Annotated in this window: 24 protein-coding genes; 12 read left to right on the top strand and 12 right to left on the bottom strand. The window is 63.8% G+C overall.

All coding sequences use genetic code 11. From position 1 onward, the window contains the following. Positions 1-186 precede the first annotated feature (186 nt). From cpaB to BMI87_RS12455, 3 genes are all read right to left on the bottom strand, one after another. Positions 187-1,056, bottom strand: a complete 870-nt coding sequence (gene cpaB / locus BMI87_RS12465) for a Flp pilus assembly protein CpaB (RefSeq protein WP_078521884.1) — start codon at positions 1,054-1,056, stop codon at positions 187-189. A gap of 115 nt (positions 1,057-1,171) precedes the next feature. Continuing rightward, entirely contained in the window at positions 1,172-1,393 is a 222-nt protein-coding gene (locus tag BMI87_RS12460) for a hypothetical protein (RefSeq protein WP_078521882.1), read from the bottom strand. Positions 1,394-1,586: 193 nt separating this feature from the next. Then, complete coding sequence (locus tag BMI87_RS12455) at positions 1,587-1,859, bottom strand: hypothetical protein (RefSeq protein WP_078521880.1); 273 nt, start codon at positions 1,857-1,859, stop codon at positions 1,587-1,589. Positions 1,860-2,213: 354 nt separating this feature from the next. On the opposite strand from BMI87_RS12455, the gene BMI87_RS12450 reads away from it, so the two are divergent. After that, positions 2,214-3,104, top strand: coding sequence for a lytic transglycosylase domain-containing protein (locus BMI87_RS12450; protein ID WP_078522119.1), 891 nt, complete (start codon positions 2,214-2,216; stop codon positions 3,102-3,104). 36 nt (positions 3,105-3,140) lie between these two features. Here the strand turns inward: BMI87_RS12450 and BMI87_RS12445 are convergent, their stop codons facing one another. From BMI87_RS12445 to tldD, 5 genes are all read right to left on the bottom strand, one after another. Then, positions 3,141-3,770, bottom strand: a complete 630-nt coding sequence (locus tag BMI87_RS12445) for a CoA transferase subunit B (RefSeq protein ID WP_078521878.1) — start codon at positions 3,768-3,770, stop codon at positions 3,141-3,143. A 3-nt stretch (positions 3,771-3,773) separates the two neighbouring features. Next, positions 3,774-4,478, bottom strand: coding sequence for a CoA transferase subunit A (locus BMI87_RS12440; RefSeq protein WP_078521876.1), 705 nt, complete (start codon positions 4,476-4,478; stop codon positions 3,774-3,776). A 230-nt stretch (positions 4,479-4,708) separates the two neighbouring features. Further along, entirely contained in the window at positions 4,709-7,312 is a 2,604-nt protein-coding gene (topA, locus tag BMI87_RS12435) for a type I DNA topoisomerase (RefSeq protein WP_078521875.1), read from the bottom strand. A gap of 102 nt (positions 7,313-7,414) precedes the next feature. Further along, positions 7,415-8,545, bottom strand: coding sequence for a DNA-processing protein DprA (gene dprA, locus BMI87_RS12430; RefSeq protein ID WP_078521873.1), 1,131 nt, complete (start codon positions 8,543-8,545; stop codon positions 7,415-7,417). A 195-nt stretch (positions 8,546-8,740) separates the two neighbouring features. After that, positions 8,741-10,165 carry a metalloprotease TldD gene (gene tldD, locus BMI87_RS12425; protein ID WP_078521872.1) on the bottom strand — a complete coding sequence of 475 codons (1,425 nt, stop codon included), beginning with the start codon at positions 10,163-10,165 and terminating at the stop codon, positions 8,741-8,743. Positions 10,166-10,333: 168 nt separating this feature from the next. On the opposite strand from tldD, the gene coxB reads away from it, so the two are divergent. From coxB to BMI87_RS12375, 10 genes are all read left to right on the top strand, one after another. Then, positions 10,334-11,212, top strand: a complete 879-nt coding sequence (coxB, locus tag BMI87_RS12420) for a cytochrome c oxidase subunit II (protein WP_093476891.1) — start codon at positions 10,334-10,336, stop codon at positions 11,210-11,212. Positions 11,213-11,246: 34 nt separating this feature from the next. Next, on the top strand, positions 11,247-12,182 hold the full coding sequence (gene cyoE / locus BMI87_RS12415; RefSeq protein ID WP_078521869.1) for a heme o synthase: 936 nt from the start codon (positions 11,247-11,249) through the stop codon (positions 12,180-12,182). Between the two features lie 3 nt (positions 12,183-12,185). After that, positions 12,186-12,380, top strand: coding sequence for a hypothetical protein (locus BMI87_RS12410; protein ID WP_078521867.1), 195 nt, complete (start codon positions 12,186-12,188; stop codon positions 12,378-12,380). Then, a complete protein-coding gene (locus BMI87_RS12405) occupies positions 12,377-12,970 on the top strand; it encodes a cytochrome c oxidase assembly protein (RefSeq protein WP_078521866.1) in 594 nt (197 codons plus the stop codon). The genes BMI87_RS12410 and BMI87_RS12405 overlap by 4 nt, the downstream gene beginning before the upstream one ends. Positions 12,971-12,987: 17 nt before the next feature. After that, on the top strand, positions 12,988-13,791 hold the full coding sequence (locus BMI87_RS12400; protein WP_078521864.1) for a cytochrome c oxidase subunit 3: 804 nt from the start codon (positions 12,988-12,990) through the stop codon (positions 13,789-13,791). 72 nt (positions 13,792-13,863) lie between these two features. Beyond that, on the top strand, positions 13,864-14,544 hold the full coding sequence (locus BMI87_RS12395) for an SURF1 family protein (protein WP_078521862.1): 681 nt from the start codon (positions 13,864-13,866) through the stop codon (positions 14,542-14,544). Positions 14,545-14,553: 9 nt separating this feature from the next. Beyond that, a complete protein-coding gene (gene thrC / locus BMI87_RS12390) occupies positions 14,554-15,951 on the top strand; it encodes a threonine synthase (protein ID WP_078521860.1) in 1,398 nt (465 codons plus the stop codon). Then, positions 15,948-17,207: a pitrilysin family protein gene (locus tag BMI87_RS12385; RefSeq protein ID WP_078521858.1), complete on the top strand. Its 1,260-nt coding sequence runs from the start codon at positions 15,948-15,950 to the stop codon at positions 17,205-17,207. The genes thrC and BMI87_RS12385 overlap by 4 nt, the downstream gene beginning before the upstream one ends. Further along, a complete protein-coding gene (locus BMI87_RS12380; protein WP_078521856.1) occupies positions 17,207-17,791 on the top strand; it encodes a GNAT family N-acetyltransferase in 585 nt (194 codons plus the stop codon). The genes BMI87_RS12385 and BMI87_RS12380 overlap by 1 nt, the downstream gene beginning before the upstream one ends. 110 nt (positions 17,792-17,901) lie before the next feature. Further along, positions 17,902-19,305 (top strand): FAD-binding oxidoreductase, encoded by a 1,404-nt coding sequence (locus tag BMI87_RS12375; RefSeq protein WP_078521854.1) that lies wholly within the window; start codon positions 17,902-17,904, stop codon positions 19,303-19,305. Positions 19,306-19,428: 123 nt separating this feature from the next. Here BMI87_RS12375 and BMI87_RS12370 read toward each other — a convergent pair whose 3' ends face one another. Genes BMI87_RS12370 through BMI87_RS12360 form a run of 3 tightly spaced genes read right to left on the bottom strand, consistent with a single transcriptional unit; the run spans position 19,429 to position 21,258 of the window. Beyond that, positions 19,429-19,851 (bottom strand): NUDIX hydrolase, encoded by a 423-nt coding sequence (locus tag BMI87_RS12370; protein ID WP_078521852.1) that lies wholly within the window; start codon positions 19,849-19,851, stop codon positions 19,429-19,431. Continuing rightward, positions 19,848-20,378, bottom strand: coding sequence for an adenine phosphoribosyltransferase (locus tag BMI87_RS12365; protein WP_078521850.1), 531 nt, complete (start codon positions 20,376-20,378; stop codon positions 19,848-19,850). Before BMI87_RS12365 ends, BMI87_RS12370 begins: the two co-directional genes overlap by 4 nt. Before the next feature lie 7 nt (positions 20,379-20,385). Next, complete coding sequence (locus BMI87_RS12360) at positions 20,386-21,258, bottom strand: S-methyl-5'-thioadenosine phosphorylase (protein ID WP_078521849.1); 873 nt, start codon at positions 21,256-21,258, stop codon at positions 20,386-20,388. Positions 21,259-21,395: 137 nt separating this feature from the next. Here BMI87_RS12360 and BMI87_RS12355 point away from each other — a divergent pair, with 137 nt between their 5' ends. After that, positions 21,396-22,274: a DMT family transporter gene (locus BMI87_RS12355; RefSeq protein ID WP_078521847.1), complete on the top strand. Its 879-nt coding sequence runs from the start codon at positions 21,396-21,398 to the stop codon at positions 22,272-22,274. On the opposite strand, the gene BMI87_RS12350 is transcribed toward BMI87_RS12355, so the two are convergent. Next, positions 22,264-22,863, bottom strand: coding sequence for a flavin reductase family protein (locus tag BMI87_RS12350; RefSeq protein ID WP_078521845.1), 600 nt, complete (start codon positions 22,861-22,863; stop codon positions 22,264-22,266). The two genes, BMI87_RS12355 and BMI87_RS12350, sit on opposite strands and share 11 nt — an antisense overlap. Positions 22,864-22,900 lie beyond the last annotated feature (37 nt).

Raw genomic sequence — 22,900 nt, 5'->3', positions numbered from 1 at the left:
GCCACTCGCAAATCTTTTGTCTGCTTAGGGACTGTTTTGGTCCGTTATTGCAAAGGAGAATGCGCCAAGACCTGTTTTTTTGCAAGAATCAATGGATTGAGCGGCGTTCTTGATGTGGATAAACGGTCACATGTGAAGGCGGGGCCCCGTAGGACCCCGCGCAAATGACTGATATTTGTCATTTATTTAGTTGGTGCAGGGGATCGGCGTCTCGATGACTTCCGTGCCCTTGCGGGTCTTGATCGTGCAGACCTGCGCTTTTTCTACCTTCTTGGCCTCTTGCTTCTGGATACCAAGCAGCTCGTCACGGTTGATTTCGATCTGGCCGAGCTGTGCGCTGTTGTCGAGGCCGACGAGCGAGAGGGTCAGGCGCCCGGTATTCTGCGCGAGCGTCAGTGCCGCGACCTGCTCGGGGCTGACTTCGGCGGTGACCGAGCGGGCGATTTGGGTGGCTTTCGTGCGGTCAGGATCGGTGCTCTGATCGATCGCGATCAGTTTCAGGTTGCTGTCGATCAGCTTCGTAACCGGTTCACCGCCGATTGAGCCGGACCAATAGACATCGACCAGATCGCCCGGACGCAGGAAGCCAGACACAGCCGAGGTCGAGGACACCTGGATCGTAAAGGCGCGGCGTCCGTCAGGAAGGCTCGCCATGATACCGGCATTCTGACCGGGTTGCGTCACGCGCGAGGCCAGGAGTACTTCGCCGGGTGTCAGGGAGCGCATCGAAGCCCGTTCGCGGGTGTCACCTTCGAAGAACGCGGCACGTGCTGCTTCCGGCGTGCCTTCCTTTGCCGCGATGACGGTGAAGGCATTTTGCGGGACCGCATTGGCCTGCATCTTGATCACGGCCAGATCCTTCGGTCCGAATTGCTCGCCGTATCTCAGCGGCTTGCGGACCACGACTACATCGGCAAGTTTCGGCGCGTCTTTTTGAAGCGCGGCCAGCTGATCGCGTTCGGCTTGAAACTGTGCAATTTGCCCCCGCGCCATCATGACTGCCACTCCCGCGAGGCCGACGCCTGCGACAAGGAAGAGAACAAAGATCAGTCGCATTGGTTCATCCTTCTGTTTTCTGAACGGCGACAATACCGCGACGAGAGTCGTTTAATTGCAGAGAAAAATGGCGAAACGTTGTCGTATGAACGGTCTCGGCGTGGAATTAGCCGGTCTAGCCGTCGCTGAGTTCTTCAACCGCGAAGGCCGGGACGACCTCTTGCTCGTCGATGAATTTCGAGATTTTGCCGGATGCGCCGGCGGTCTCCTGCCAAATCAATGCGGTTGCCATGAAGCCCAGGGCAACGAGAGACGATGTTAGCACGACCCAGTCGATCGTGACCGCGCCGTCTTCTTCACACAGGATGGTCTTCAGTCTCGATGTAAAGCTGCGCATTTCAGTGCCTCGTAATCTCCACGCGGAGCGTTTGTATTAAAGGGTTGACGTAAAGAGGTGGCGGAATTTGGGCGCGCTCGCGATTTTTCCGCGAAACCGTGAATGCGCTTTTGTCTTCCTCGAAGTTGCTGGAGGTAGATATGAAACAGGCCGCCCCGGGGCGGCCTGTCCAAAATCAGACGTAGTGAAACGATCAGCCTTCGCCACCCGAGCTGCTGTCCGACGAGGTCGGAAGGAAGCCGCTGTCCATGCCACCCGAAACTTCGGTGCCGGTGAAAGATTTGGTCACTTCCGCACCGTCGAGGTACTCAGCGATCTTGCCCGACAGGCCAGCGGTCTGGGTGCGGACCAGGGCCAGCGCAGCAGCGCCGAGGCCGACGACAGCAGCGGTCAGCACAACCCAGTCAACGGTCACAGCGCCGTCTTCTTCGTCGTGGAACTTCTTGATTTTGAAAAACTTCATCATGGTGTCTCTCCTAAGGTTTGTCTCTGCCCCGCGGTCTCGGTTGGCGTCCGTGCCGGTTTCCGTCTCGCGGTATGGGGACATATGGCCCCCGGAACGTGGCGCGATTTGGGCACATCGCAGGCGATTTCGCGAAAATGAAAATCCTGCCTGACGAAGGTGCTAAGTCATTGTTAATTAAAGAAACAAAAAACTGACTTTTTGTGAGATTTGCATTTTGCGTCCGAGTTTCGGCCGCCAAACCACGATTCGTCGGCCTGAAAAGGGCGGATTTTCTGGAATTTTTCCGGGTTTTCGGGGATAGTCGGGCCAAAGCGGCCCTCGAGAGCCGCGCGAGGCAGTGAGCAGGTGGCGCAGATGCGCAAGGTTTTCGCAGGGATTCTCTGCAGTGCGATGGTGGCCGTGGTCGCGCCCGTGGGGGCCGAGCCTGCAGCCCCCGTGTTCAAAAGCGTGAAGCCCAAGACGGTCAAGCCGCCTGCGCCCGGCACCAAGCGCTTCATCACGATCCAGATCGACCCTGAGGAACAGAAGCGCCAGCTTGCCGCGATGGCCAAGCAGCCTTGGGAGCCGGAAACAGCGCCTGCCAAAGACGACAGCGCGACGGGCGATGCACCGGCCTCTACGCCCACGCCGCGCGCGCCTGCGCATTACGCGTGGTATTGGAACAAGGTCTCGCCGCGCCTTGGAGAGCGGGCGGGGCGGTTCGATCAGGCGATCTCCGCGCTGTCGCAAGGGCCGAAGGGCACTCGGGTGCGCGAGCCGCGGCTCAATGATCTCGCGAAGATCGCGCGCGCCCATGGAACCGATATTCTGCGCTCCACCATCGGAACCGAAGTTTCGCCCGCGCTGGTGCTGGCGATGATCTCGGTGGAATCCGGCGGGCGCTTCGACGCGCAAAGCCATGCGGGGGCCGTGGGGCTGATGCAGCTGATACCGGCCACGGCCGAACGGTTCGACGTCGCAGACAGCAAGGACCCCGCGCAGAACATCGCGGGCGGGGTGAGCTATCTCGACTGGCTGATGAAGGAATTCGACCGCGATCCGCTGATGGTCATCGCCGCCTATAACGCAGGCGAGAACGCGGTGAAGAAGAATGACGGTGTGCCGCCCTATGCGGAGACGCGTGACTACGTGCCGAAGGTGTTGGCGGCGTGGAACGTGGCGCGGGGGCTCTGTGCGACGCGCCCGCAGCTGGTGAGCGACGGCTGCGTCTTCCAGGTCACCCAAATGGCAAAGAGCGGCCCCTGAGGGCCGCTCTTTCTGTCTCTAGCCTATGGAAGGCGATCAGTTGACGATCGTCGCCTCGGTCGCTTCGCGGATTTCGTCTTCGGTGACGCCCTCGGCGCATTCGACGATCTTCAGCCCGCCCTCGACCACATCGAGCACACCGAGATTGGTGATGATGCGGTTGACGACGCCGGTGCCGGTCAGCGGCAGGGTGCATTCCTTCAGCAGCTTGCTGTCGCCATGCTTGTTGGTGTGGTCCATCACGACGATGACGCGCTTCACGCCCGCCACGAGGTCCATCGCACCGCCCATGCCCTTCACCAGCTTGCCGGGGATCATCCAGTTCGCCAGATCGCCATTCTCGGCGACTTCCATCGCGCCGAGGATCGCCATCGCGATCTTGCCGCCGCGGATCATGCCGAAGCTCATCGAGCTGTCGAAATAGACCGTGTTGGGCAGTTCGGTGATGGTCTGCTTGCCGGCGTTGATCAGGTCGGGATCCTCTTCGCCCTCATAGGGGAAGGGGCCCATGCCCAGCATGCCGTTCTCCGATTGCAGCGTGACGTGCACGCCCTCGGGAATGAAGTTCGGGACCAGCGTCGGGATGCCGATGCCGAGGTTCACATAGGTGCCGTCTTCGAGTTCCTGCGCCGCGCGGGCGGCCATCTGATTTCTATCCCATGCCATGGGTCAGGCCTCCTTCTTTTCGCGGGTGGTGACTTTCTCGATGCGCTTCTCGTGCTCGCCCTGGATCAGGCGGTGCACGTAGATGCCGGGCAGGTGGATACAGTCGGGGTCGAGCGAGCCCACGGGCACGATCTCTTCGACTTCCATCACGCAGACCTTGCCGCACATCGCCGCCGGCGGATTGAAGTTGCGCGCCGTCTTGCGGAAGATCGCATTGCCGGTCTCGTCCGCTTTCCACGCCTTCACGATGGAAACGTCGGCGAAGATGCCCTCTTCGAGGATGTAGTGCTCGCCGTTGAACACCTTCACCTCTTTACCCTCGGCGATCTGCGTGCCGTAGCCGGTCTTGGTGTAGAAGCCGGGGATGCCGTGACCGGCGGCGCGCATGCGCTCTGCCAGCGTGCCCTGCGGGTTGAATTCCAGCTCGAGCTCGCCGCTCAGATACTGGCGCATGAATTCCGCGTTCTCGCCCACGTAGGACGACATCATCTTCTTGATCTGCTTGGTATCGAGCAGCTTGCCGAGGCCAAACCCGTCCACGCCGCAGTTGTTCGACGCGACCGTGATGTCCTTGACCTTGCTCTCGACCAGCGCGTCGATCAGCATTTCGGGGATGCCGCAAAGCCCGAAGCCCCCGGCCGCGATCAGCATTCCGTCGAAAAGAAGCCCGTCCAGGGCCTCTTCCGCGGAACCGTAAATCTTGTTCATGGATATCCTCCGCTCATGTGCGCGTGAAGATGACGCCGGGGCGGGGGGGAGTCAATTGCTGCGATGCGGCGAAGGCGGGTGCCAAGATCAACTTCACGCGTAAATAGACCGGAGGAGGGGCTCTGCCCCCGTCGCCGTAGGGCGACAAGACTTAAGAGAGAGGGGCTCTGCCCCCGCGCTGTCGCGCTCCCCCGGGATTTTTTACCAAGAGGAAGTGGGACGCGGGGGCCTCACTCCTCGTCGGTCTTCTTGGTCGCCGTCTTTTTCGCCGCGGGTTTCTTCGCGGCGGTCTTCTTGGCGGCCGGTTTCTTAGCAGCGGGCTTTTTCGCGGCTGTCTTCTTGGGGGCGGCTTTCTTCTTCGTGCCGCCCTTCTTCGCCGCTTTCGCCTCGATCAGCGGAAGCGCGTCTTCGAGCGTGACGGATTCCGGTTCCAGCTCTTTCGGCAGGGTCGCGTTGATCTTGCCCCATTTGACGTAAGGCCCGTAGCGCCCCGGCATGACCGCGATCGGGCCGCCCTCGGGGTGTTCGCCCAGCTCCTTGAGCGGTTTCGCGGCCGCGCCACGTCCGCCTTTGGCGGCTTTCTGAGCGATCACTTCCACGGCGCGGTTCATACCGATGGTGAAGACCTCGTCGACCTCGGGCAGGTTCGCGTAGATCCGGCCCTTCTTGACGTAGGGCCCGTAGCGCCCGATCCCGGCTTCGACCAGCTCGCCATCTTCCGGGTGCGGGCCGATCTCGCGCGGCAGGCTCAGTAGCAGCAGCGCTTTCTCGAGATCGAGTTCCTCGGGTTTCCAACCCTTGGGCAGCGAAGCACGCGGCGGCTTGGGCACATCCTCGGTCGGCTCGCCCTTCTGGACATAGGGCCCGAAGCGACCGACGCGCAGCGTGATCGCCTGATCCTCATCATAGCCCAGTACCTTGCCGTCGAGCGCCTGCACCTCGTCATCGCCATCGGGCGCCGACAGAGGCCGGGTGAAGCGGCATTCGGGGTAGTTGCCGCAGCCGATGAAGGCCCCTCCGGAGCGCGCGGTCTTCAGATGCAGCTTGCCATTGCCGCAAAGCGGACAGATGCGCGGGTCGGACCCGTCGGGGCGCGGCGGATAGAGATGGGGGCTGAGAACCTCGTCGATCTTGTCGAGCACTTCCGAGATGCGCAGCTCCGACGTCTCTTCCAGAGCCGCCGAGAAATCGCGCCAGAAGCGCTTGAGCACTTCCTTATAGTCGCGATCGCCGGCCGAGATATCGTCGAGCTGATCTTCGAGATCGGCGGTGAAATCGTATTCGACGTAGCGCTTGAAGTAATTCGACAGGAAGGCCGTCACGAGCCGCCCGGTATCCTCGGGCATCAGGCGGTTCTTGTCCTTGCGCACATAGCCGCGATCCTGAATCGTCGTGACGATCGAGGCGTAGGTGGACGGGCGCCCGATGCCGAGCTCTTCCATCCGCTTGACCAACGTCGCCTCGGTGTAGCGCGGCGGCGGTTGGGTGAAGTGCTGCTCGGGCGTGATGTCGCCCTTCTTGGCCTCTTCGCCCTCGTGAATCTGCGGCAGGCGGTTGCTGTCTTCGCCCTCGTCATCGTCGCGGCCCTGATCGTAGACTTTCAGGAAGCCGTCGAACACGACGACGGAGCCGGTCGCGCGCAGCTCGACCTGCTCATCGCCAGAGCCGACGAGAACGGTCGTGCGCTCGAACCGCGCGGCCTCCATCTGCGACGCGATCGTGCGCTTCCAGATCAGATCATACAGTTTCCACTGATCGTCGGAGAGCTTCAGCTTGTCGGGCGATTTCGACATATCCGTCGGGCGGATACATTCGTGCGCTTCTTGCGCGTTCTTCGCCTTGTTCTTGTACATCCGCGGGGACTTCGGAACGTAGCTGTCGCCGAACTTGTCCTTGATCGCATCGCGGGCCTGCATCACGGCCTCGGGGGCCATGTCGATGCCGTCGGTCCGCATATAGGTGATGTGACCCGCTTCATAGAGACGCTGCGCCGCCGACATCGTGGCCCGCGCGCCGAAGCCGAACTTGCGGCTGGCTTCCTGCTGGAGCGTCGAGGTCATGAAGGGCGGGTAGGGGTTGCGATTGGCGGGTTTCGCCTCGACCGAGGTCACGCTGAGATCGCGCGACGTGATCGCCTGCACCGCCATCTCGGCCGCGGTCTCGTTCTCGAGGTCGTATTTCTCGAGCTTCTTGCCGCCCAGAACCGACAGGCGCGCCTCGTATTCCTGACCGCGCGGCGTCGTCAGGATCACTTTCACCGTCCAGTATTCGCGCGGCTTGAAGGCTTCGATCTCCATCTCGCGCTCGACGATGAGGCGCAGGCAGACCGACTGCACACGGCCCGCCGATTTCGCGCCGGGCAGCTTGCGCCACAGGACCGGCGAGAGGTTGAAGCCCACGAGGTAGTCGAGCGCGCGGCGGGCCAGATAGGCCTCGACCAGCGGCGCATCGACATCGCGCGGATGTTTCATCGCCTCTTGAATTGCGCTCTTGGTGATCGCGTTGAAGGTGACGCGCGAGACGTTCTTGCCCTTGAGCTTCTTCTCCAGCGCTTCCTGCAGGTGCCACGAGATCGCTTCGCCTTCGCGATCGGGGTCAGTTGCGAGGATCAGCGTGTCGTCATCTTTCAGCGCGTCGGTGATCGCCTTGATGTGCTTTTTCGAGTCGCTCGCGACTTCCCATTTCATCTCGAAATCGTGCTCGGGATCGACCGAGCCATCCTTCGGAGGCAGATCGCGAACGTGGCCGAAAGAGGCGAGCACGGTGTAGTCAGACCCTAGATACTTGTTGATCGTCTTGGCCTTGGCAGGGGATTCGACGACAACAACAGCCATAAGGTCCTCACTATTCAGTGCAAAAAGGGTCTGGGCGCGGAACATGTGGGCGTTTGGGGCGAATTGTCAATGCGTCCTGACCCTGAGGTAATCCCTTCCCCCTTAGAGCGGACGGCTGATCAGGCCGCCGCGATGCCGCTCTATCCGGCCTTCGATTTCGAGCGCAGTGAGGGCTTGCGAGAAGGCCGCCGCGGGCACGTCGAGATCGCGGATCACCTGATCCTCGGCGGTGGGGGACGGGCCGAGCCGTTCGAGGATCTTCGCGCCGAGATCGCCGCTTTTCACGGCGCGGCGCGTTGGCGGAGGGTTTGGCGCAGGCCGCGGTTCGGGTGGCGCCGCGCGGGCGTTCAGCGCGGCCAGCACATCCTCGGACCCGCGCACCAAGGTCGCTCCGTCGCGGATCAGCGCATTGCAGCCGCCTGCGCGCCCGTCCATCGGATGGCCCGGCACGGCCATGACCTCCCGCCCCTGATCGAGGGCGTCGCGTGCGGTGATCAGGCTGCCCGATTTCAGCGCCGCCTCGACCACGACGACGCCTGCGCTCAGCCCCGAGATGATCCGATTGCGCGCGGGGAAGTGGCGCGCCTGCGGCTGGGTGCCGGGCGGGGCCTCGGTCAGCCGCAGTCCGGTCTCAGCCATTTGTTGGGCGAGCGCCATGTTCTCCTGCGGATAGATCACGTCGATGCCCCCCGCCTGCACTGCGATCGTGCCCGTGGGCAGGGCGGCCTCATGGGCGGCGGCGTCGATCCCGCGCGCCAGCCCGGAGACCACGCAGATGCCTGCCGCGCCCAGACCTTCGCTCAGCCGCTTCGCCATGCGCAGCCCCAGCGAAGAGGCATTGCGCGCGCCGACCAGTGCGATCATCGGGCGGGTGAGCAATTCCAGCTGACCGAGCGCCCAGAGTACGGGCGGCGCGTCGTCAATCCCGGCAAGCGCTGCGGGATAGCCCGGCCCGCCATGGATCAACAGCCGCGCGCCGGTCGCCTTGCCCGCCTTGATCTCGGCGCGGGCGTGTTTCTCGGGGCAGGGGATGTAATCGGCGACGCCCGCCGCGCGGGCGACTTCCGGCAGGGCCGCGAGCGCTGCCGCCGCTGAGCCATGTTCACCGATCAATCTGTGGAAGGTTGTGGGTCCGACACGTCGGGAACGAATGAGGCGAAGAACCGGCAGTTCATCTTCTTCCGTGGTGGGTGGGGTGAAGGGGGTGGGGTAAGAAAACAAATCTGTTTCCATCCGACCCTCCGCCTCAATCGCTCACCCTTTCTGCCGCGTTAGTCTTAATAACTCGTTACCAAACCCCGTATCGCGACGGGTTTGGGATAAATTTTTCACGTTTTGGTTGCAGATTTTTGGCGCTATCGATTTGCGGCTTGGGGCCACGGGGGAGGACCTTCCGGATCATCTCCCCCACGCCCGTCGGCGAATCGTCTACGCAGCAGAGCCGCCCACGGTCAGCCCGCCGATCATCAGGGTCGGCTGGCCGACGCCCACCGGCACCCATTGGCCCGCCTTGCCGCAATTGCCGATGCCGGGATCGAGCGCGAGGTCGTTGCCGATGGCGCGGATATGTTGCATCGCGGTCGGCCCGTCGCCGATCAGCGTAGCCCCGCGTACCGGCGCGCCGACGACACCGTTCTTCACGCGATAGGCTTCGGTGCAGTTGAAGACGAACTTGCCATTGGTGATGTCGACCTGACCGCCGCCGAAGCCGACCGCATAGATGCCGTCCTTCAGATCGGCGAGGATCTCGCCCGGATCGGCATCGCCGCCCAGCATATAGGTGTTGGTCATCCGCGGCATCGGGGCATGGGCAAAGCTCTCGCGCCGCCCGTTGCCGGTGGCCTCCACGCCCATCAGGCGCGCGTTCTGGCGGTCCTGCATGTAGCCCACGAGCACGCCATCCTCGATCAACACGTTCTTGCCCGAAGGCGTGCCCTCGTCGTCGATCGTGATCGAACCGCGCCGGTCGGGGATCGTGCCGTCATCGAGCACGGTGACGCCTTTCGCCGCCACCTGCTGCCCCATCAGCCCGGCGAAGGCCGAGGATTTCTTGCGGTTGAAGTCGCCTTCCAGACCATGGCCCACCGCCTCGTGCAGCAACACGCCCGGCCAGCCCGGCCCAAGCACCACATCCATCACCCCCGCAGGTGCGGGCTCGGCGCGCAGGTTCACCAGCGCGAAGCGCAGCGCCTCGCGCGCGACCGGCTGCCAATGCGCGGGCTCGATCAGGCCCGACAGGCCGAACCGCCCGCCGCCGCCATGACCGCCGGATTCGCGGCGTCCGTTCTCTTCCACGATGACCGAGATGTTGATCCGCGCCATCGGGCGGATATCCGAGACCAGCCCACCCTCGGGGCGCAGGATGAACACTTCCTGCAGGCTCGCCGCCATCGAGGCCGAGACCTGAACCACGCGCGGGTCGAGGTCGCGGGCGAACGCGTCGATCTCGCGCAGGATGTCGATCTTCGCGGCGAAGGGCGTGTCCGAGACGGGATCGGTGTCACTATATAGATGTGCGTTGGTGCCTTTGGGTGGCGGTGCCATCGTGCCGCCGCCATCGCCCACGGCCAGTCGCGCCGTCTCTGTCGCGCGCTTCAGCGCGGCCTCGGAAATCTCGGTCGAATGGGCATAGCCCGCGACATCGCCTTTCACCGCGCGCAGGCCGAATCCTTCGGAGGCGTCGTAAGAGGCGGTTTTCACCCGGCCATCGTCGAAGACCAGCGCCTCGGACCGGCGCTGTTCGAGAAACAGCTCGCCATCCTCGGCCCCTGCGGTCGCTTCACGCAGCAGATGCAGCGCGCGATCCTGGTCGAGCTTGTCCTCGAAAGGGGCGAAACGGTCGGGCTTGGTCATCTGGACTCCTGCTAAGGCGATCAATTTTGACAAAATGTCGCAGCTTTTGCTTGCGCCACCCTCCCAATATGATTTTAAAGTGAGAACACGCAACGGTGAACGGTTTGGGAGATCCGAACGCCGTCGGGCGGCAGGGAGAAACGCCGCCAAAAGGGAGACATGGGACTTATGCGCTTTGCAAGCAAGGGCCGCGGCATCGCGGCCGCTGTCACGTCGGCTGTTATGTTGACGCTCGTCGCCGGGCAGGCCTCGGCTCAGGACATGATCAAGGGGCTGCCGGTGATCGGTAAGCCGCATCTGGGCGGCACGGGGTTCCAGCCCGCGTCCTCGAACCTCGCGGAAGATCAGCAATGGCTCGACCATATGCTGCTGGTGATCATCGCCGCGATCTGCGTTTTCGTGTTCGCACTGATCATCTACGCGATCCTGCGCTTCAACAGCCGCGCCAATCCGACGCCGCGCAGCTTCACGCATAACACGCCGCTCGAGATCACCTGGACCTTCGTGCCGATCGTGATTCTCGTGGCGATCGGGGCGTTTTCGCTGCCCGCGCTGTGGAATCAGCAGGAAATCCCGGAAGGCGACATCACCGTGAAGGTGACCGGCTACCAGTGGTACTGGGGCTACGAATACCCCGATGAGGGCGTGGCGTTCGATTCGCTGATGCTGGCGAAAGACGAGCTCGCAGATCATGGCTATGCGCCCGACGAATATCTGCTGGCAGCTGACAACGCGATGGTGGTGCCCGCGGGCAAGACGATCGTCGTGCAAGTCACTGGCGCGGACGTGATTCACAGCTGGACCGTGCCCGCCTTCGCCGTGAAGCAGGACGCCGTGCCGGGCCGGATCGCGCAATTGTGGTTTAAGGCCGATCAAGAAGGTGTGTATTTCGGCCAGTGTTCGGAGCTTTGCGGCACCAACCACGCTTACATGCCCATCGTGGTCAAAGTTGTCTCACCGGAAGTTTACGCTAACTGGCTTGAGCGTGCGAAGAATGACTTCGCCTCGGTCGAGACGGATGGCGCGGTTCGGGTCGCACAGAACTGAATTCATTGTGCGATAACACCCGAGGGACGCTTTCATGAGTGACATCAGCTATATCCGCCAACAGGACAACGAGGCGCGGTTCGGCGACTACATCGCGCTTCTGAAGCCGCGCGTGATGTCGCTGGTGGTCTTCACCGCCTTCGTCGGCCTCGTGGTGGCGCCGAATCCGGTGCATCCTTTCGTGGGCTTCGTCGCGATCCTGTTCATCGCGCTGGGCGGCGGTGCCTCGGGCGCGCTGAACATGTGGTATGACGCGGATATCGACCGGATTATGCGCCGCACCCGGAACCGTCCGATCCCGGCGGGCCGCGTGTCGGAGCGCGAGGCGCTGGGCTTCGGCCTCGCGCTGTCGGGCATCTCCTGCGTGATGCTGGCGCTGGCCACGAATATCTTCTCGGGCCTGTTCCTCGCCTTCACCATCTTCTTCTACGTCGTCGTCTACACGATGTGGCTCAAGCGCGCGACGCCGCAGAACATCGTGATCGGCGGCGCGGCGGGCGCTTTCCCTCCGATGATCGGCTGGGCCGTGTCGACGGGCGGTATCTCGATCGAATCCGTGGCGATGTTCCTTCTGGTCTTCCTCTGGACGCCGCCGCATTTCTGGTCGCTCGCGCTGTTCATGAAGGCCGATTACGACGAGGCGAAAGTGCCGATGCTGACCTCGACCCACGGTCGGGTGGTGACGCGCAAGAACATCCTGTTCTACGCCTTCATTCTCGCCCCCATCGCGGTCGGCACCGGTTTCACCTCGATCGGCGGCCCGGTCTATTTCGCGACGGCGCTGATCATGAATGCGCTGTTCATCAAGGGCGCGATCGAGATCCATGCCCGCACCGAAGCGCAGGCGGAGGCCGACAAATACGCGGTCGAGAAGCGCTTCTTCTATTTCTCGCTCATCTACCTCTTCGCGCATTTCGCGGCTTTGCTGGCCGAAGCGGGGCTGAGCTATATCGGTTTGGGAGTCTGGTAAGCGATGGCAATCACCCGGGACAGTGACCTTCATATCCGTCGGTTCTCGCGCAATGCGGGGCTGGGCGCGGTTCTTCTCGGGTTCGTCGCAATCGTCTTCGGTCTGACCGTGGTCAAGGTCGAGAACGGCTCGAAGATGGAAGCCTACGACCACCAGCCGCGCGCCTCCGTGCTGCCGGCGGAAGGGGCGCAGCAATGACCCAACGCCCCGCAGATCGGTCGAACACCCGCGTGCTGCTTTCGCTGCTCGCGGTGATCGTCGTGATGGGGGCAGGGGCCTGGGCTGCGGTGCCGTTCTACAACTGGTTCTGCAAGACGACCGGCTATGGCGGCACGACCAACACCGCCGAAGTGCTGCCCGACAAAGTGCTCGACCGCGAGATCCTCGTGCGTTTCGACGCCAATGTCGCGCGCGGCATGCCGTGGGAGTTCAAGCCGGTCCAGACCGAGATGAAACTGAAGATCGGGCAGAACGGGCTCGCCTTCTACGAGGCCTACAACCCGACCGATCATCCGATCGCGGGCACGGCGAGCTACAATGTCTCGCCCGACGTGGCTGGCTACTATTTCGACAAGATCCAGTGTTTCTGCTTCACCGAACAGGTGCTGCAACCCGGGGAGAGGGTGCAGATGCCGGTGAGCTTCTTCGTTGATCCCGACATCGTCGAGGATGCCGATGCGAAGCGGATTCACGCGATCACGTTGAGCTATACTTTCTATGAAACCGACCTTCCCGAGCCGGAGGAAACTGCCTCGGTCCGTCAAAGGGAGACGGAGACGGTCAACTAGCCATCGGAGGGAGACGCATGGCCCACGCAAAGAACCACGACTACCACATCCTACCACCCTCGATCTGGCCCTTCCTCGGCGCCGTGGGCGGCTTCATCATGCTCTTCGGGGCGGTGCTCTGGATGCAGAGCATTACCCATTACGTCTTCTTCGGCGGCCTGCTCGTGGTGCTCTACACCATGTATGGCTGGTGGTCGGACGTAGTCCACGAGGGCGAAGTGGGCGATCACACCCCGGTGGTGCGGATCGGCCTGCGCTATGGCTTCATCCTGTTCATCATGTCCGAAGTGATGTTCTTCGCGGCCTGGTTCTGGAGCTTCTTCAAGCACGCCATGTATCCGATGGGCCCGATGAGCCCCATTCAGGATGGCGTCTGGCCGCCCGAAGGTATCGTGACCTTCGATCCGTGGCACCTTCCGCTGATCAACACCGTGATCCTGCTCCTGTCGGGCGTGACGCTCACTTGGGCACACCACGCGCTGGTCCATGAAAACGACCGCAGCCAAGTCAAGCAGGGCCTAATCCTGACGGTGATCCTCGGTGCCTGTTTCACGGTGCTGCAGGCCTACGAGTACAGCCACGCGGCCTTCGGTCTGGCGGGCAATATCTACGGCGCCAACTTCTTCATGGCGACGGGCTTCCACGGGGCGCACGTCATTATCGGGACGATCTTCCTGCTGGTCTGCCTGATCCGGATCGTCAAAGGCCAGATGACCCAGAACGAGCATGTCGGCTTCGAGGCCGCCGCTTGGTACTGGCACTTCGTCGATGTGGTCTGGCTCTTCCTGTTCGCCTCGATCTATATCTGGGGCAGCGCGTAAGCGCCCCCGGCATTAACACGCAAATGCGCAGATCGGCGCGGGGGGCGACCCTCGCGCCGCTTTGTTGGAGGCTTGATGAAACGCTACATCTTTCCGCTACTGCTGGGCATCGTCGGCTGCGCGATCCTGATCTCGCTCGGTATCTGGCAGGTGCAGCGGCTGGGCTGGAAAGAGGCGATGCTGGCCGAGATTTCCGCCAAGATCGAAGGCCAGCCGCAGGCGCTGCCGACCAAGGGCACCGACACCAAGCCGCTGAAATACGAACCCGTCACGGTAAGCGGGCGCACGACGGGGCAGGAGATCCTCGTGCTCTCGGGCCAGAAGGGCGTCGGCGCGGGCTACCGGGTCATCGACGCGTTCGAGACCGATCAGGGCCGCAAGATCCTGCTCGATCGTGGCTTCATCCCCGAGGGCGAAAAGGGCACCGACCGCCCCGCCACGGCGCTCAGCGTCACCGGCAACCTGCACTGGCCAGAAGAGACTGACAGCTACACGCCCGAGCCCGATGCCAAGACCGGCATCTGGTTTGCCCGCGACGTTCCCGCGATGGCCGCCAAGCTCGGGACCGAGCCGATCCTGATCGTCACCCGCACCGTCGAAGGCGCCGCGCAGGGCATAACGCCGGTCCCAGTCACCATCACCGGCATCCCGAATGACCACCTCGGCTACGCAATCACCTGGTTTTTGCTCGCAATCGTCTGGGCTGGGATGACAATCTTTCTTCTCTGGCGTATCAGGCGGCAACAGGCCTGAGGATTGACGATGCGTTATGTTTCCACTCGGGGCAAAGCCCCGGTTCTGAATTTCGGCGATGCGATGCTGACGGGGCTTGCCCGCGACGGCGGGCTTTACGTGCCCGAGACCGTGCCGCAGTTCTCCGCCGATGAGATCGCCGCGCTCGCAGGGCAGCCCTACGAGGAAGTCGCGTTCCGCGTGATGAAGCCGTTTGTCTCCGAGACCTTCTCGGACGAGGAACTGCGCGGCGCCATCACCCGTGCCTATTCCGGCTTTGGCCATGTCGCCCGCGCGCCGATGGTGCAGCTGGCGCCCAATCACTTCCTGCTGGAACTGTTCCACGGCCCCACGCTTGCGTTCAAGGATTTCGCGATGCAGGTGATCGGGCAGCTGTTCCAGATCGAACTGCAAAAGCGCAATCAGAAGATCACCATCGTCGGCGCCACCTCGGGCGATACCGGCTCGGCGGCGATCGAAGCGTTTCGCGGGCTCGACAATGTCGATGTGTTCATCCTCTTCCCGCATGGCCGTGTGTCCGAAGTGCAGCGCCGCCAGATGACGACGCCCATCGAGAGCAATGTCCACGCGCTCGCGCTGGATGGCGATTTCGACGATTGTCAGGGCAAGCTGAAGGACATGTTCAACGACTTCGACTTCCGCGACGAGGTCGGTCTGGCGGGTGTGAACTCGATCAACTTCGCCCGTGTGCTGGCGCAGATCGTGTATTTCTTCTCCTCGGCCGTGGCGCTCGGTGCGCCGCAGCGCAAGGTCTCCTTCACCGTGCCCACCGGCAATTTCGGCGATATCTTTGCGGGCTTCCTTGCGAAGGAAATGGGCCTGCCGGTCGAACGTCTGGTGATCGCGACGAACCAGAACGACATTCTGCATCGTTGCCTCGAGAAGGGCGATTACACCAAGCAGGGCGTCACGCCCTCGATCTCGCCGTCGATGGATATCGAAGTGAGTTCGAACTTCGAGCGCGCGCTGTTCTGGGCCTATGGCAAGGACGGGGCCGCGATCGAGAAGCTGATGGACGAGCTGAAAACCGAAGGTTCCTTCACCGTCTCCGAAAACGCCATCGGTGCGCTGCGCGATATCTATGACAGCGGCTCGGTCGGCGAGGCGCGCACGATGGAAGAGATCGGCGACACGCTCAAGGAGACGGGCGAGCTGCTCTGCCCACATTCGGCGGTCGGCGTGAACGTCGGCAAAACGGCGGTCGCGCGCGACCCGGCCACGCCGATGATCACGCTCGCCACCGCGCATCCCGCGAAATTCCCCGATGCGGTGGAAGAGGCGACGGGCATCCGTCCCGACCTGCCGCCGCGCATGGCCGACCTGTTCACCCGCGAGGAGCGCGTGACCCGCGTGCCGAATGACCTTGCAGACCTTGAAGCCCTGATCCGGGAGCGCCGCCGCACATGATCGAAATGACCACCCTGAAGAACGGTCTGCGCATCATCACCGAGTCGATGCCGGGCCTCGCCTCTGCCGCGATCGGCGTCTGGATCACGGCCGGTGGGCGCCACGAGCGCCCCGAGCAGAACGGCATCGCGCATTTCCTCGAGCACATGGCGTTCAAGGGCACCAAGACGCGCTCGGCGCTGCAGATCGCGGAAGCCATCGAGGACGTGGGCGGCTATATCAACGCCTATACCTCGCGCGAGATGACCGCCTATTACGCCCGCGTGCTGGCCGAGGACGTGCCGCTCGCGCTCGACGTGATTTCGGACATCCTCTTGAACCCGGTCTTCGATCAGCGCGAGATCGAGGTGGAGCGCGGCGTGATCCTGCAGGAAATCGGCCAGTCGCTCGACACGCCCGACGATGTGATCTTCGACTGGCTGCAGGAGGCCGCGTATCCCGATCAGCCGATGGGCCGCACGCTCCTCGGCCCGGCGGAGAAGGTCCGCAGCTTCGCGCGCGACGATCTCTCGGCTTTCGTGACCGAACATTACGGCCCCGATCAGATGATCCTCTCGGCGGCTGGTGCGGTCGATCACGCGGAGATCGTGAAACGCGCCGAAGATATCTTCGGCGACCTGCGCCCCGCGCTGAACCCCGCGCCCTATCCCGCGAAATGGATCGGCAACGAGCGGCGCGAGATCAAACAGCTCGAACAGGCGCATTTCGCGCTTGGTATTGAGTCGCCCAGCTATCGCGACGCTGATCTCTACACCGCGCAGGTCTATTCGGTGGCGATGGGCGGGGGCATGTCCTCGCGCTTGTTCCAGAAGATCCGCGAAGAACGCGGGTTGTGCTACACGATCTTCTCGCAGGCAGGCGCCTACGAGGACACCGGCATGTTCACCGTCTATGCGGGCACCTCCGGCGACGAGGTCCGCGGTCTGGCCGAACTGACCATCGACGAGCTGAAACGCGCGGCCGAAGACATGACCGAGGTCGAGATCGCCCGCGCCCGCGCCCAGATCAAGGCAGGGCTTCTGATGGGGCTGGAAAGCGCCTCGGCGCGTGCCGAACGCATGGCGCGCAGCCTCTATATCTGGGGCCGCGTGCCCGGGATAGACGAGGCCTCGGCGCGGATCGACAGCGTCACCCGCGATGCGGTGCGCGATTTCGGCGAACGGCTCGCCATCGGCGGGCGCACGGCCATGGCGCTTTACGGCCCGGTCAAAGATGCGCCCGAGCTCGGGGAGCTGCGCGAAAGGCTCGCCGCCTGATGTTCGCGCGTCGTCGTCAGCTGCGGATCGATACGGATCGAATGATCCTGCGTCCGCCGCAGCATGGGGATTATCGTCCGTGGGCCAGCCTGCGCGAGGACAGCCGCGACTTCCTGACCCCGTGGGAGCCGAGTTGGTCCTCCGACCACCTCAGCCGCAAGGCGTTCTCGAACCGGGTCTATTGGGCGGCGCGCGCGATCGCGAATGGCACCGCCGTTCCCGTCTTCCTGTTCTCGCGCCGCGATGACATTTTTCTGGGGGCGATCACGCTCGACAATATCCGGCGTGGGCCCGCGCAGGCGGGCACGCTGGGCTATTGGATCGGCCAACGCCACGCGCGTCATGGCTATATGCGCGAGGCGATCGAGGCCGTGGTTCATTACGCTTTCACGAAGCTCGACCTGAGCCGCATTGAGGCGGCCTGCCTGCCGGAGAACGCGGCCTCGCGCGGGGTGCTGGAGAAGTCCGGTTTCAAATATGAGGGTGTTGCGCAGAGCTACCTGCAGATCAACGGGCGCTGGCGCAATCATGTCCTTTATTCCAACCTGCGCTCGGATCGCCGGGGACGGACGGATGTCCGATAGGAACGCCTGCGTCCGCGCGACATGGTGCGGGGCGAGCGGTCGAGGGGGCTCTGCCCCCGCTGGCGCAGCCAGCCCCCCGGGATACTTGAACCAAGCCGAAGGAGGCAGAGATGCGCACCGCTGCTGATGAGAGTTTCGTCGAGACGCTGCGGGACGCGGTGCCGGGCCTGAGCCTCGGGGCGCCGGGCGCGTCCTATCTGGAAGAGCCGCGTGGGCGGTATCACGGTCTCGGCGGAGTTCTGGTCAAGCCGACGTCGACCGAAGAGGTCGCAGCGGTTCTGAAGCACTGTCACGCGGCGGGCGTCGCGGTGCTGCCCTATGGCGGCGGCACCGGTCTGGTCGGTGGCCAGATCACCGAAGACGGTCCCGTGCCAGTCATCCTGAGCCTCGAAAAAATGAATGCCGTCCGTGCGGTCACCGGCCATGTTCTGGAGATCGAGGCCGGCGCGACGCTGCTCGAGGCCCAGCAGGCGGCGGAAGGCGCGGAGCGGCTGTTCCCGCTGACGATCGCAAGCCAGGGCTCTGCCCGGATCGGCGGTGTGCTGGCGACCAATGCGGGCGGGGTGAACGTACTGCGCTATGGCAACGCGCGCGAGCTGTGTCTGGGCGTCGAGGCGGTGCTGGCCGATGGCACGGTGATCTCCGGCCTCAAGCATCTGCGCAAGGACAATACCGGCTACGATCTGAAGGACCTGCTGATCGGGTCCGAGGGCACGCTCGGGATCATCACGGCGGCGACCCTGCGGCTGTTCCCGCGCCCGGCGGCGGTCGGCACGGCGATGATGGTGGTCGAAAGCCCCGCCGCCGCGCTGGAACTGCTGGAACTGGCCGAGGCGCGGATGCCGGGCTGCGTGTCGGCCTTCGAGATGATCTCGGGGCAGGGGCTGCGCTTTCTCGACGAGGTCGGGCCGGAGGTGCATCAACCTTTCGAGGCGCGCCCCGACTGGTCGGTGCTTATCGAGATCGGTCTGCCCAAAGGGCTGGCACCGGAGGAGGCGCTGGCAGAGCTGTTCGAGGCGGCCGAGGGACTGGTCAGCGACGGCGTGATCGCAAGTTCCGAGAGCCAGCGCGCCCAGATGTGGTCCCTGCGCGAGAGCCTTCCGGAAGCGAACAAGCGGATCGGGTCGATCTCGAGCCATGACATCTCGCTGCCGCTGCCGAAACTGGCGGATTTCATCGAAGAGGCGCGCGGCGCGCTTCTCGACCTCGGCAATATCCGGATCAACTGCTTCGGCCATGTCGGCGACGGCAACCTGCATTTCAACGCCTTCCCCGCCGAGGGGCGCGACCGCAAGGAATACGAGAACCTGCGCCGCGCGATCCCCGAAACGGTCTACGATCTGGTCGACCGTTTCGGCGGCTCGATCTCGGCCGAGCACGGGATCGGGCGGCTGAAAGTGGGCGATCTGGAGTGTTACGGCGATCCGGGCAAACTGGCCGCGATGCGCGCGATCAAGGCGGCGCTGGACCCCAAGGGCATTCTCAACCCCGGCGCGGTGCTGGCGGAGCGCTGAGGGTCAAGAGAAACGCGCCCCGCCAGGAGAGCAGGCGGAGCGCGGCGTTCTGGTTCACGTGTCATTGCAAGCAGCCGAACCATCAGGCCCGGTCAGGGTAAGTCGATTCGCGTAAGAAAGACGTTAACGCGGTCCCAGCGCGGCGGCCTGCCGCGCGATCCGCGCCACGTCGCGGCTGAGGGGCAGGTCCCCCTCCATCCGGTCGAGATCGACCCAGCGCGCATCCAGCGCGTCGTCGTCCGCGACCGGCTCTCCGGCCTGCCACTGGCATTCGACCGCGACCAGCACGAAGTGATGTTCCAGCGTGCCCTCCCCATCCTCGGCGAGGACGTCGAGCGCGTTGAAGGCATGGGTGGCCCGCGCCTGCACGCCGGTCTCTTCAAGCAATTCGCGCTCTGCCGCGGCAAGAAGCGTCTCGCCGAACTCGACCTTGCCGCCGGGAAAGCCCCAGAGCCTGGCATCTGGCGGGTTCGCCCGCTGTACCAGCAGCGCCTGACCGTCGCGGATCACGACGGCGAGAATGGCGGGGACGGGACGGGGGCTCACGCCCCCTCGAATTCGCACAGAACGCTGACATTCATGCCGCGATCTTCGAGCAGTTTGCGTCCGCCCAGTTCCGGCAGATCGACGATGAAGGAGAGGCCCACGATCTCGCCGCCGACGCGCTCGATCAGTTGGATGCCCGCCTGCGCGGTGCCGCCGGTGGCCAGCAGATCGTCGACGACCAGAACCTTCTCGCCGGGCTTGATCGCATCCTCATGCATCTCCATCACCGCCTCGCCATATTCCAGCTGATAAGCCTGCGAAATCGTCTGGCCCGGGAGCTTGCCCTTCTTGCGGATCGGCACGAAGCCTTTCGACAGCTGATGCGCGATCGCACCGCCGATGATGAAGCCGCGCGCCTCGAGACCCACCACCTTGTCGATCTGCTGGCCCGCCCAAGGGTGCAGCAACTGATCGATCGCCATGCGGAAGCCGCGCGGATCGGCGAAGAGGGTCGTCACATCGCGGAACATGATCCCCTCATGAGGGAAATCGGCGATGGTGCGGATATAGTCTTTGACGTTGGTCATGGGATCCTCAGAGGTCGAGCACGCGGCCCGCGATGGTCTTGAGTTTGCGCGCCATCTCGGGGACGCGCTTGTCGGGGGCGGTCATGATCGCGCTGTCGAGGGCGTGGGTGCAGCCGGTGGCGCAATCGCCCGCAGGGCCTTTCAGCAGACCGGGCAGAGCCGCGACCAGATCGCGCGCCTTATCGGCGTTCTTCATCGCGACGGCAACGACCTGCGCCACATCCACCGCATCATGATCGGGGTGCCAGCAGTCGTAATCGGTGATCATCGCGACACAGGCATAATGCAGCTCCGCCTCGCGGGCGAGCTTGGCCTCGGGCATGCCGGTCATGCCGATCACATCGGCGCCCCATTGGCGGTAAAGCTCGCTCTCGGCCTTGGTCGAGAATTGCGGCCCCTCCATCGCGACATAGGTGCCGCCCTCATGGACGCTCACGCCGGTCTTGCGCGCGGCCTCGGCGCAGGCGGCCGACAGCTCTGCACACACGGGGTGGGCCACCGAGACATGGCCCACCATGCCGGGGCCGAAGAAGGTCTTCTCGCGGGCGAAGGTGCGGTCGATATACTGGTCCACGATCAAGAAATCGCCCGGCGCATAGGTCTCCTTCAGCGAGCCCACGGCGGAGACGGCGATCAGATCGGTCACGCCGAGCTGTTTCATCGCGGCGATATTGGCGCGGTAGGGGACGGTGGTCGGCGTCTCGACATGGCCGCGCCCGTGGCGGGGCAGGAAGGCCATCTTCACACCGTCCAGCGTGCCGGTCAGTACCTGATCGGAGGGCGCGCCGAACGGCGTCTCGACGGTGATCCATTCGGCCCCTTCGAGCCCGTTGATCTGATAGACGCCCGAGCCGCCGATCACCCCGATCATTCTGTCCATTCTGCGCATCCTTCGCCTGTCTTTTCCGCGTCGCGGCGAGCCTAAGCGCCACGGCCCCGGGAGGAAAGAGGGATTGCAGCCACTTGCCGCGCGGTCTATCGGCGCAGGGGGATATGGGAGTCCCCACGGGAGGATCTATGGAAAATATCCGCGGCTCGGTGCTGATGGTCGTTGCGATGGCGGCCTTCGCGATGGAAGACATGTTCGTCAAATCCGCCTCGACCCATCTCGCGGTCGGCGTGGTGCTGATGCTGTTCGGCCTCGGCGGGATGGCGGTCTTCGCAGTGCTCATCACCGCGCGCGGGCAGCGACTGCTGCATCCGGCGCTCGCCTCGAAACCGCTCCTGATCAAGCTCGCGCTCGAAGTGGTGGGGCGTCTCGGCTACACGCTGGGGATCGCGCTGACGCCGCTGTCCAATGCCTCTGCGATCCTGCAGGCAACGCCGCTGGTCGTCGTCGCAGGCGCGGCGGTGGTGTTTTCCGAACGCGTCGGCATCCGCCGCTGGGTCGCGGTGGGGATCGGGTTCCTCGGGGTGCTGATCGTGCTGCGCCCCGGCCTCGACGGTTTCGTCCCGGCAGCGCTCTGGACCGTGCTGGGGATGCTGGGCTTTGCGGGGCGCGATCTGGCGACGCGCGCCTGCCCGCCGGTCCTGTCGAATTTCCAGCTCAGCTTCTACGGTTTCATGATGCTGATCCCGACCGGTGTCCTGATCCTGCTGATTTTCGGCGGTGTGACGACGCCCGATCTCTTTGCGCTGCGCGACGTGGCCGGTGCGGTGGCCTTCGGCAGCCTCGCCTATTGGTCGCTGACCAAAGCGATGCGGATGGGCGAGGTCTCGGTCATCACGCCCTTCCGCTACACCCGCCTGATCTTCGCGCTGATCCTCGGTGCGGTGGTGTTCGGCGAGCGGCCCGATGCGGCGATGATCGTGGGTGCGGCGCTGATCGTGGCGAGCGGCCTCTACACGCTTGTCGAAGGCCGCCGCAGCCGGGCGCGCGCACGGGTCAGAGCTTAGGCCGCAGCATCTCGAAGGTTTCCGAGACAGCTGCGTAATCGCCGCGATTGCCGAGCCGCACGAGACGATCGGGCGGGGAATAGAGCCCGTCCTTCAGGCAATCGTCCGCAATATGGATGCCCGTCACCTCGCCATGCACGAGGTAATTCCCCTCGCCCAGCAACTTGATCACCTGCACCACGCGACATTCGAGCGAGGCCGGCGCCGCCGCCACGCGCGGGCAATCTATCGTCTCGCATTCCGCCTTCTCGATCCCGCATTCGGCGAACTCATCCGTGCCCGCGGGATAGTTGGCGCAGGAGGCGTTCATCTGATCCTTCAGCGCATAGGTCACGAGATTGGCGCAGAACACACCCGCTTCGCGCAGCTGCGAGACGCTGTCCTTCGTGCCGTCGCGGTCGGGCTTCACACCGGTCGAGGAGAAGATCACCTGCGGCGGCGTATAGGCGACCGCGTTGAAGAAGGAGTAGGGCGCGAGGTTATCGCCCATCTCGCTGCGCGTCGAAATCCAGCCGATCGGACGCGGGGCGACGATGGAATTGAACGGGTTATGGGCGAGAGGGTGGCCATCCGAAGTGCGATAGAACATGCTTTCTCCTGTTTGATCCCGAACTTAGCGCATGCTA

It is taken from the genome of Thioclava sp. F28-4 (genome assembly GCF_002020045.1).
In the GTDB taxonomy this organism is placed as follows: domain Bacteria; phylum Pseudomonadota; class Alphaproteobacteria; order Rhodobacterales; family Rhodobacteraceae; genus Thioclava; species Thioclava sediminum.
The sequence above is the reverse complement of the archived record's forward strand: the minus strand, read 5'-3'. Positions and strand labels throughout refer to the sequence as shown.

What these genes read in the sequence shown, in the direction of transcription:
- cpaB (WP_078521884.1), bottom strand. Translation starts at nt 1,056, where the DNA reads ATGCGACTGATCTTTGTTCTCTTCCTTGTCGCAGGCGTCGGCCTCGCG.
- BMI87_RS12460 (WP_078521882.1), bottom strand. Translation starts at nt 1,393, where the DNA reads ATGCGCAGCTTTACATCGAGACTGAAGACCATCCTGTGTGAAGAAGAC.
- BMI87_RS12455 (WP_078521880.1), bottom strand. Translation starts at nt 1,859, where the DNA reads ATGATGAAGTTTTTCAAAATCAAGAAGTTCCACGACGAAGAAGACGGC.
- BMI87_RS12450 (WP_078522119.1), top strand. Translation starts at nt 2,214, where the DNA reads ATGCGCAAGGTTTTCGCAGGGATTCTCTGCAGTGCGATGGTGGCCGTG.
- BMI87_RS12445 (WP_078521878.1), bottom strand. Translation starts at nt 3,770, where the DNA reads ATGGCATGGGATAGAAATCAGATGGCCGCCCGCGCGGCGCAGGAACTC.
- BMI87_RS12440 (WP_078521876.1), bottom strand. Translation starts at nt 4,478, where the DNA reads ATGAACAAGATTTACGGTTCCGCGGAAGAGGCCCTGGACGGGCTTCTT.
- topA (WP_078521875.1), bottom strand. Translation starts at nt 7,312, where the DNA reads ATGGCTGTTGTTGTCGTCGAATCCCCTGCCAAGGCCAAGACGATCAAC.
- dprA (WP_078521873.1), bottom strand. Translation starts at nt 8,545, where the DNA reads ATGGAAACAGATTTGTTTTCTTACCCCACCCCCTTCACCCCACCCACC.
- tldD (WP_078521872.1), bottom strand. Translation starts at nt 10,165, where the DNA reads ATGACCAAGCCCGACCGTTTCGCCCCTTTCGAGGACAAGCTCGACCAG.
- coxB (WP_093476891.1), top strand. Translation starts at nt 10,334, where the DNA reads ATGCGCTTTGCAAGCAAGGGCCGCGGCATCGCGGCCGCTGTCACGTCG.
- cyoE (WP_078521869.1), top strand. Translation starts at nt 11,247, where the DNA reads ATGAGTGACATCAGCTATATCCGCCAACAGGACAACGAGGCGCGGTTC.
- BMI87_RS12410 (WP_078521867.1), top strand. Translation starts at nt 12,186, where the DNA reads ATGGCAATCACCCGGGACAGTGACCTTCATATCCGTCGGTTCTCGCGC.
- BMI87_RS12405 (WP_078521866.1), top strand. Translation starts at nt 12,377, where the DNA reads ATGACCCAACGCCCCGCAGATCGGTCGAACACCCGCGTGCTGCTTTCG.
- BMI87_RS12400 (WP_078521864.1), top strand. Translation starts at nt 12,988, where the DNA reads ATGGCCCACGCAAAGAACCACGACTACCACATCCTACCACCCTCGATC.
- thrC (WP_078521860.1), top strand. Translation starts at nt 14,554, where the DNA reads ATGCGTTATGTTTCCACTCGGGGCAAAGCCCCGGTTCTGAATTTCGGC.
- BMI87_RS12385 (WP_078521858.1), top strand. Translation starts at nt 15,948, where the DNA reads ATGATCGAAATGACCACCCTGAAGAACGGTCTGCGCATCATCACCGAG.
- BMI87_RS12380 (WP_078521856.1), top strand. Translation starts at nt 17,207, where the DNA reads ATGTTCGCGCGTCGTCGTCAGCTGCGGATCGATACGGATCGAATGATC.
- BMI87_RS12375 (WP_078521854.1), top strand. Translation starts at nt 17,902, where the DNA reads ATGCGCACCGCTGCTGATGAGAGTTTCGTCGAGACGCTGCGGGACGCG.
- BMI87_RS12365 (WP_078521850.1), bottom strand. Translation starts at nt 20,378, where the DNA reads ATGACCAACGTCAAAGACTATATCCGCACCATCGCCGATTTCCCTCAT.
- BMI87_RS12360 (WP_078521849.1), bottom strand. Translation starts at nt 21,258, where the DNA reads ATGGACAGAATGATCGGGGTGATCGGCGGCTCGGGCGTCTATCAGATC.
- BMI87_RS12355 (WP_078521847.1), top strand. Translation starts at nt 21,396, where the DNA reads ATGGAAAATATCCGCGGCTCGGTGCTGATGGTCGTTGCGATGGCGGCC.
- BMI87_RS12350 (WP_078521845.1), bottom strand. Translation starts at nt 22,863, where the DNA reads ATGTTCTATCGCACTTCGGATGGCCACCCTCTCGCCCATAACCCGTTC.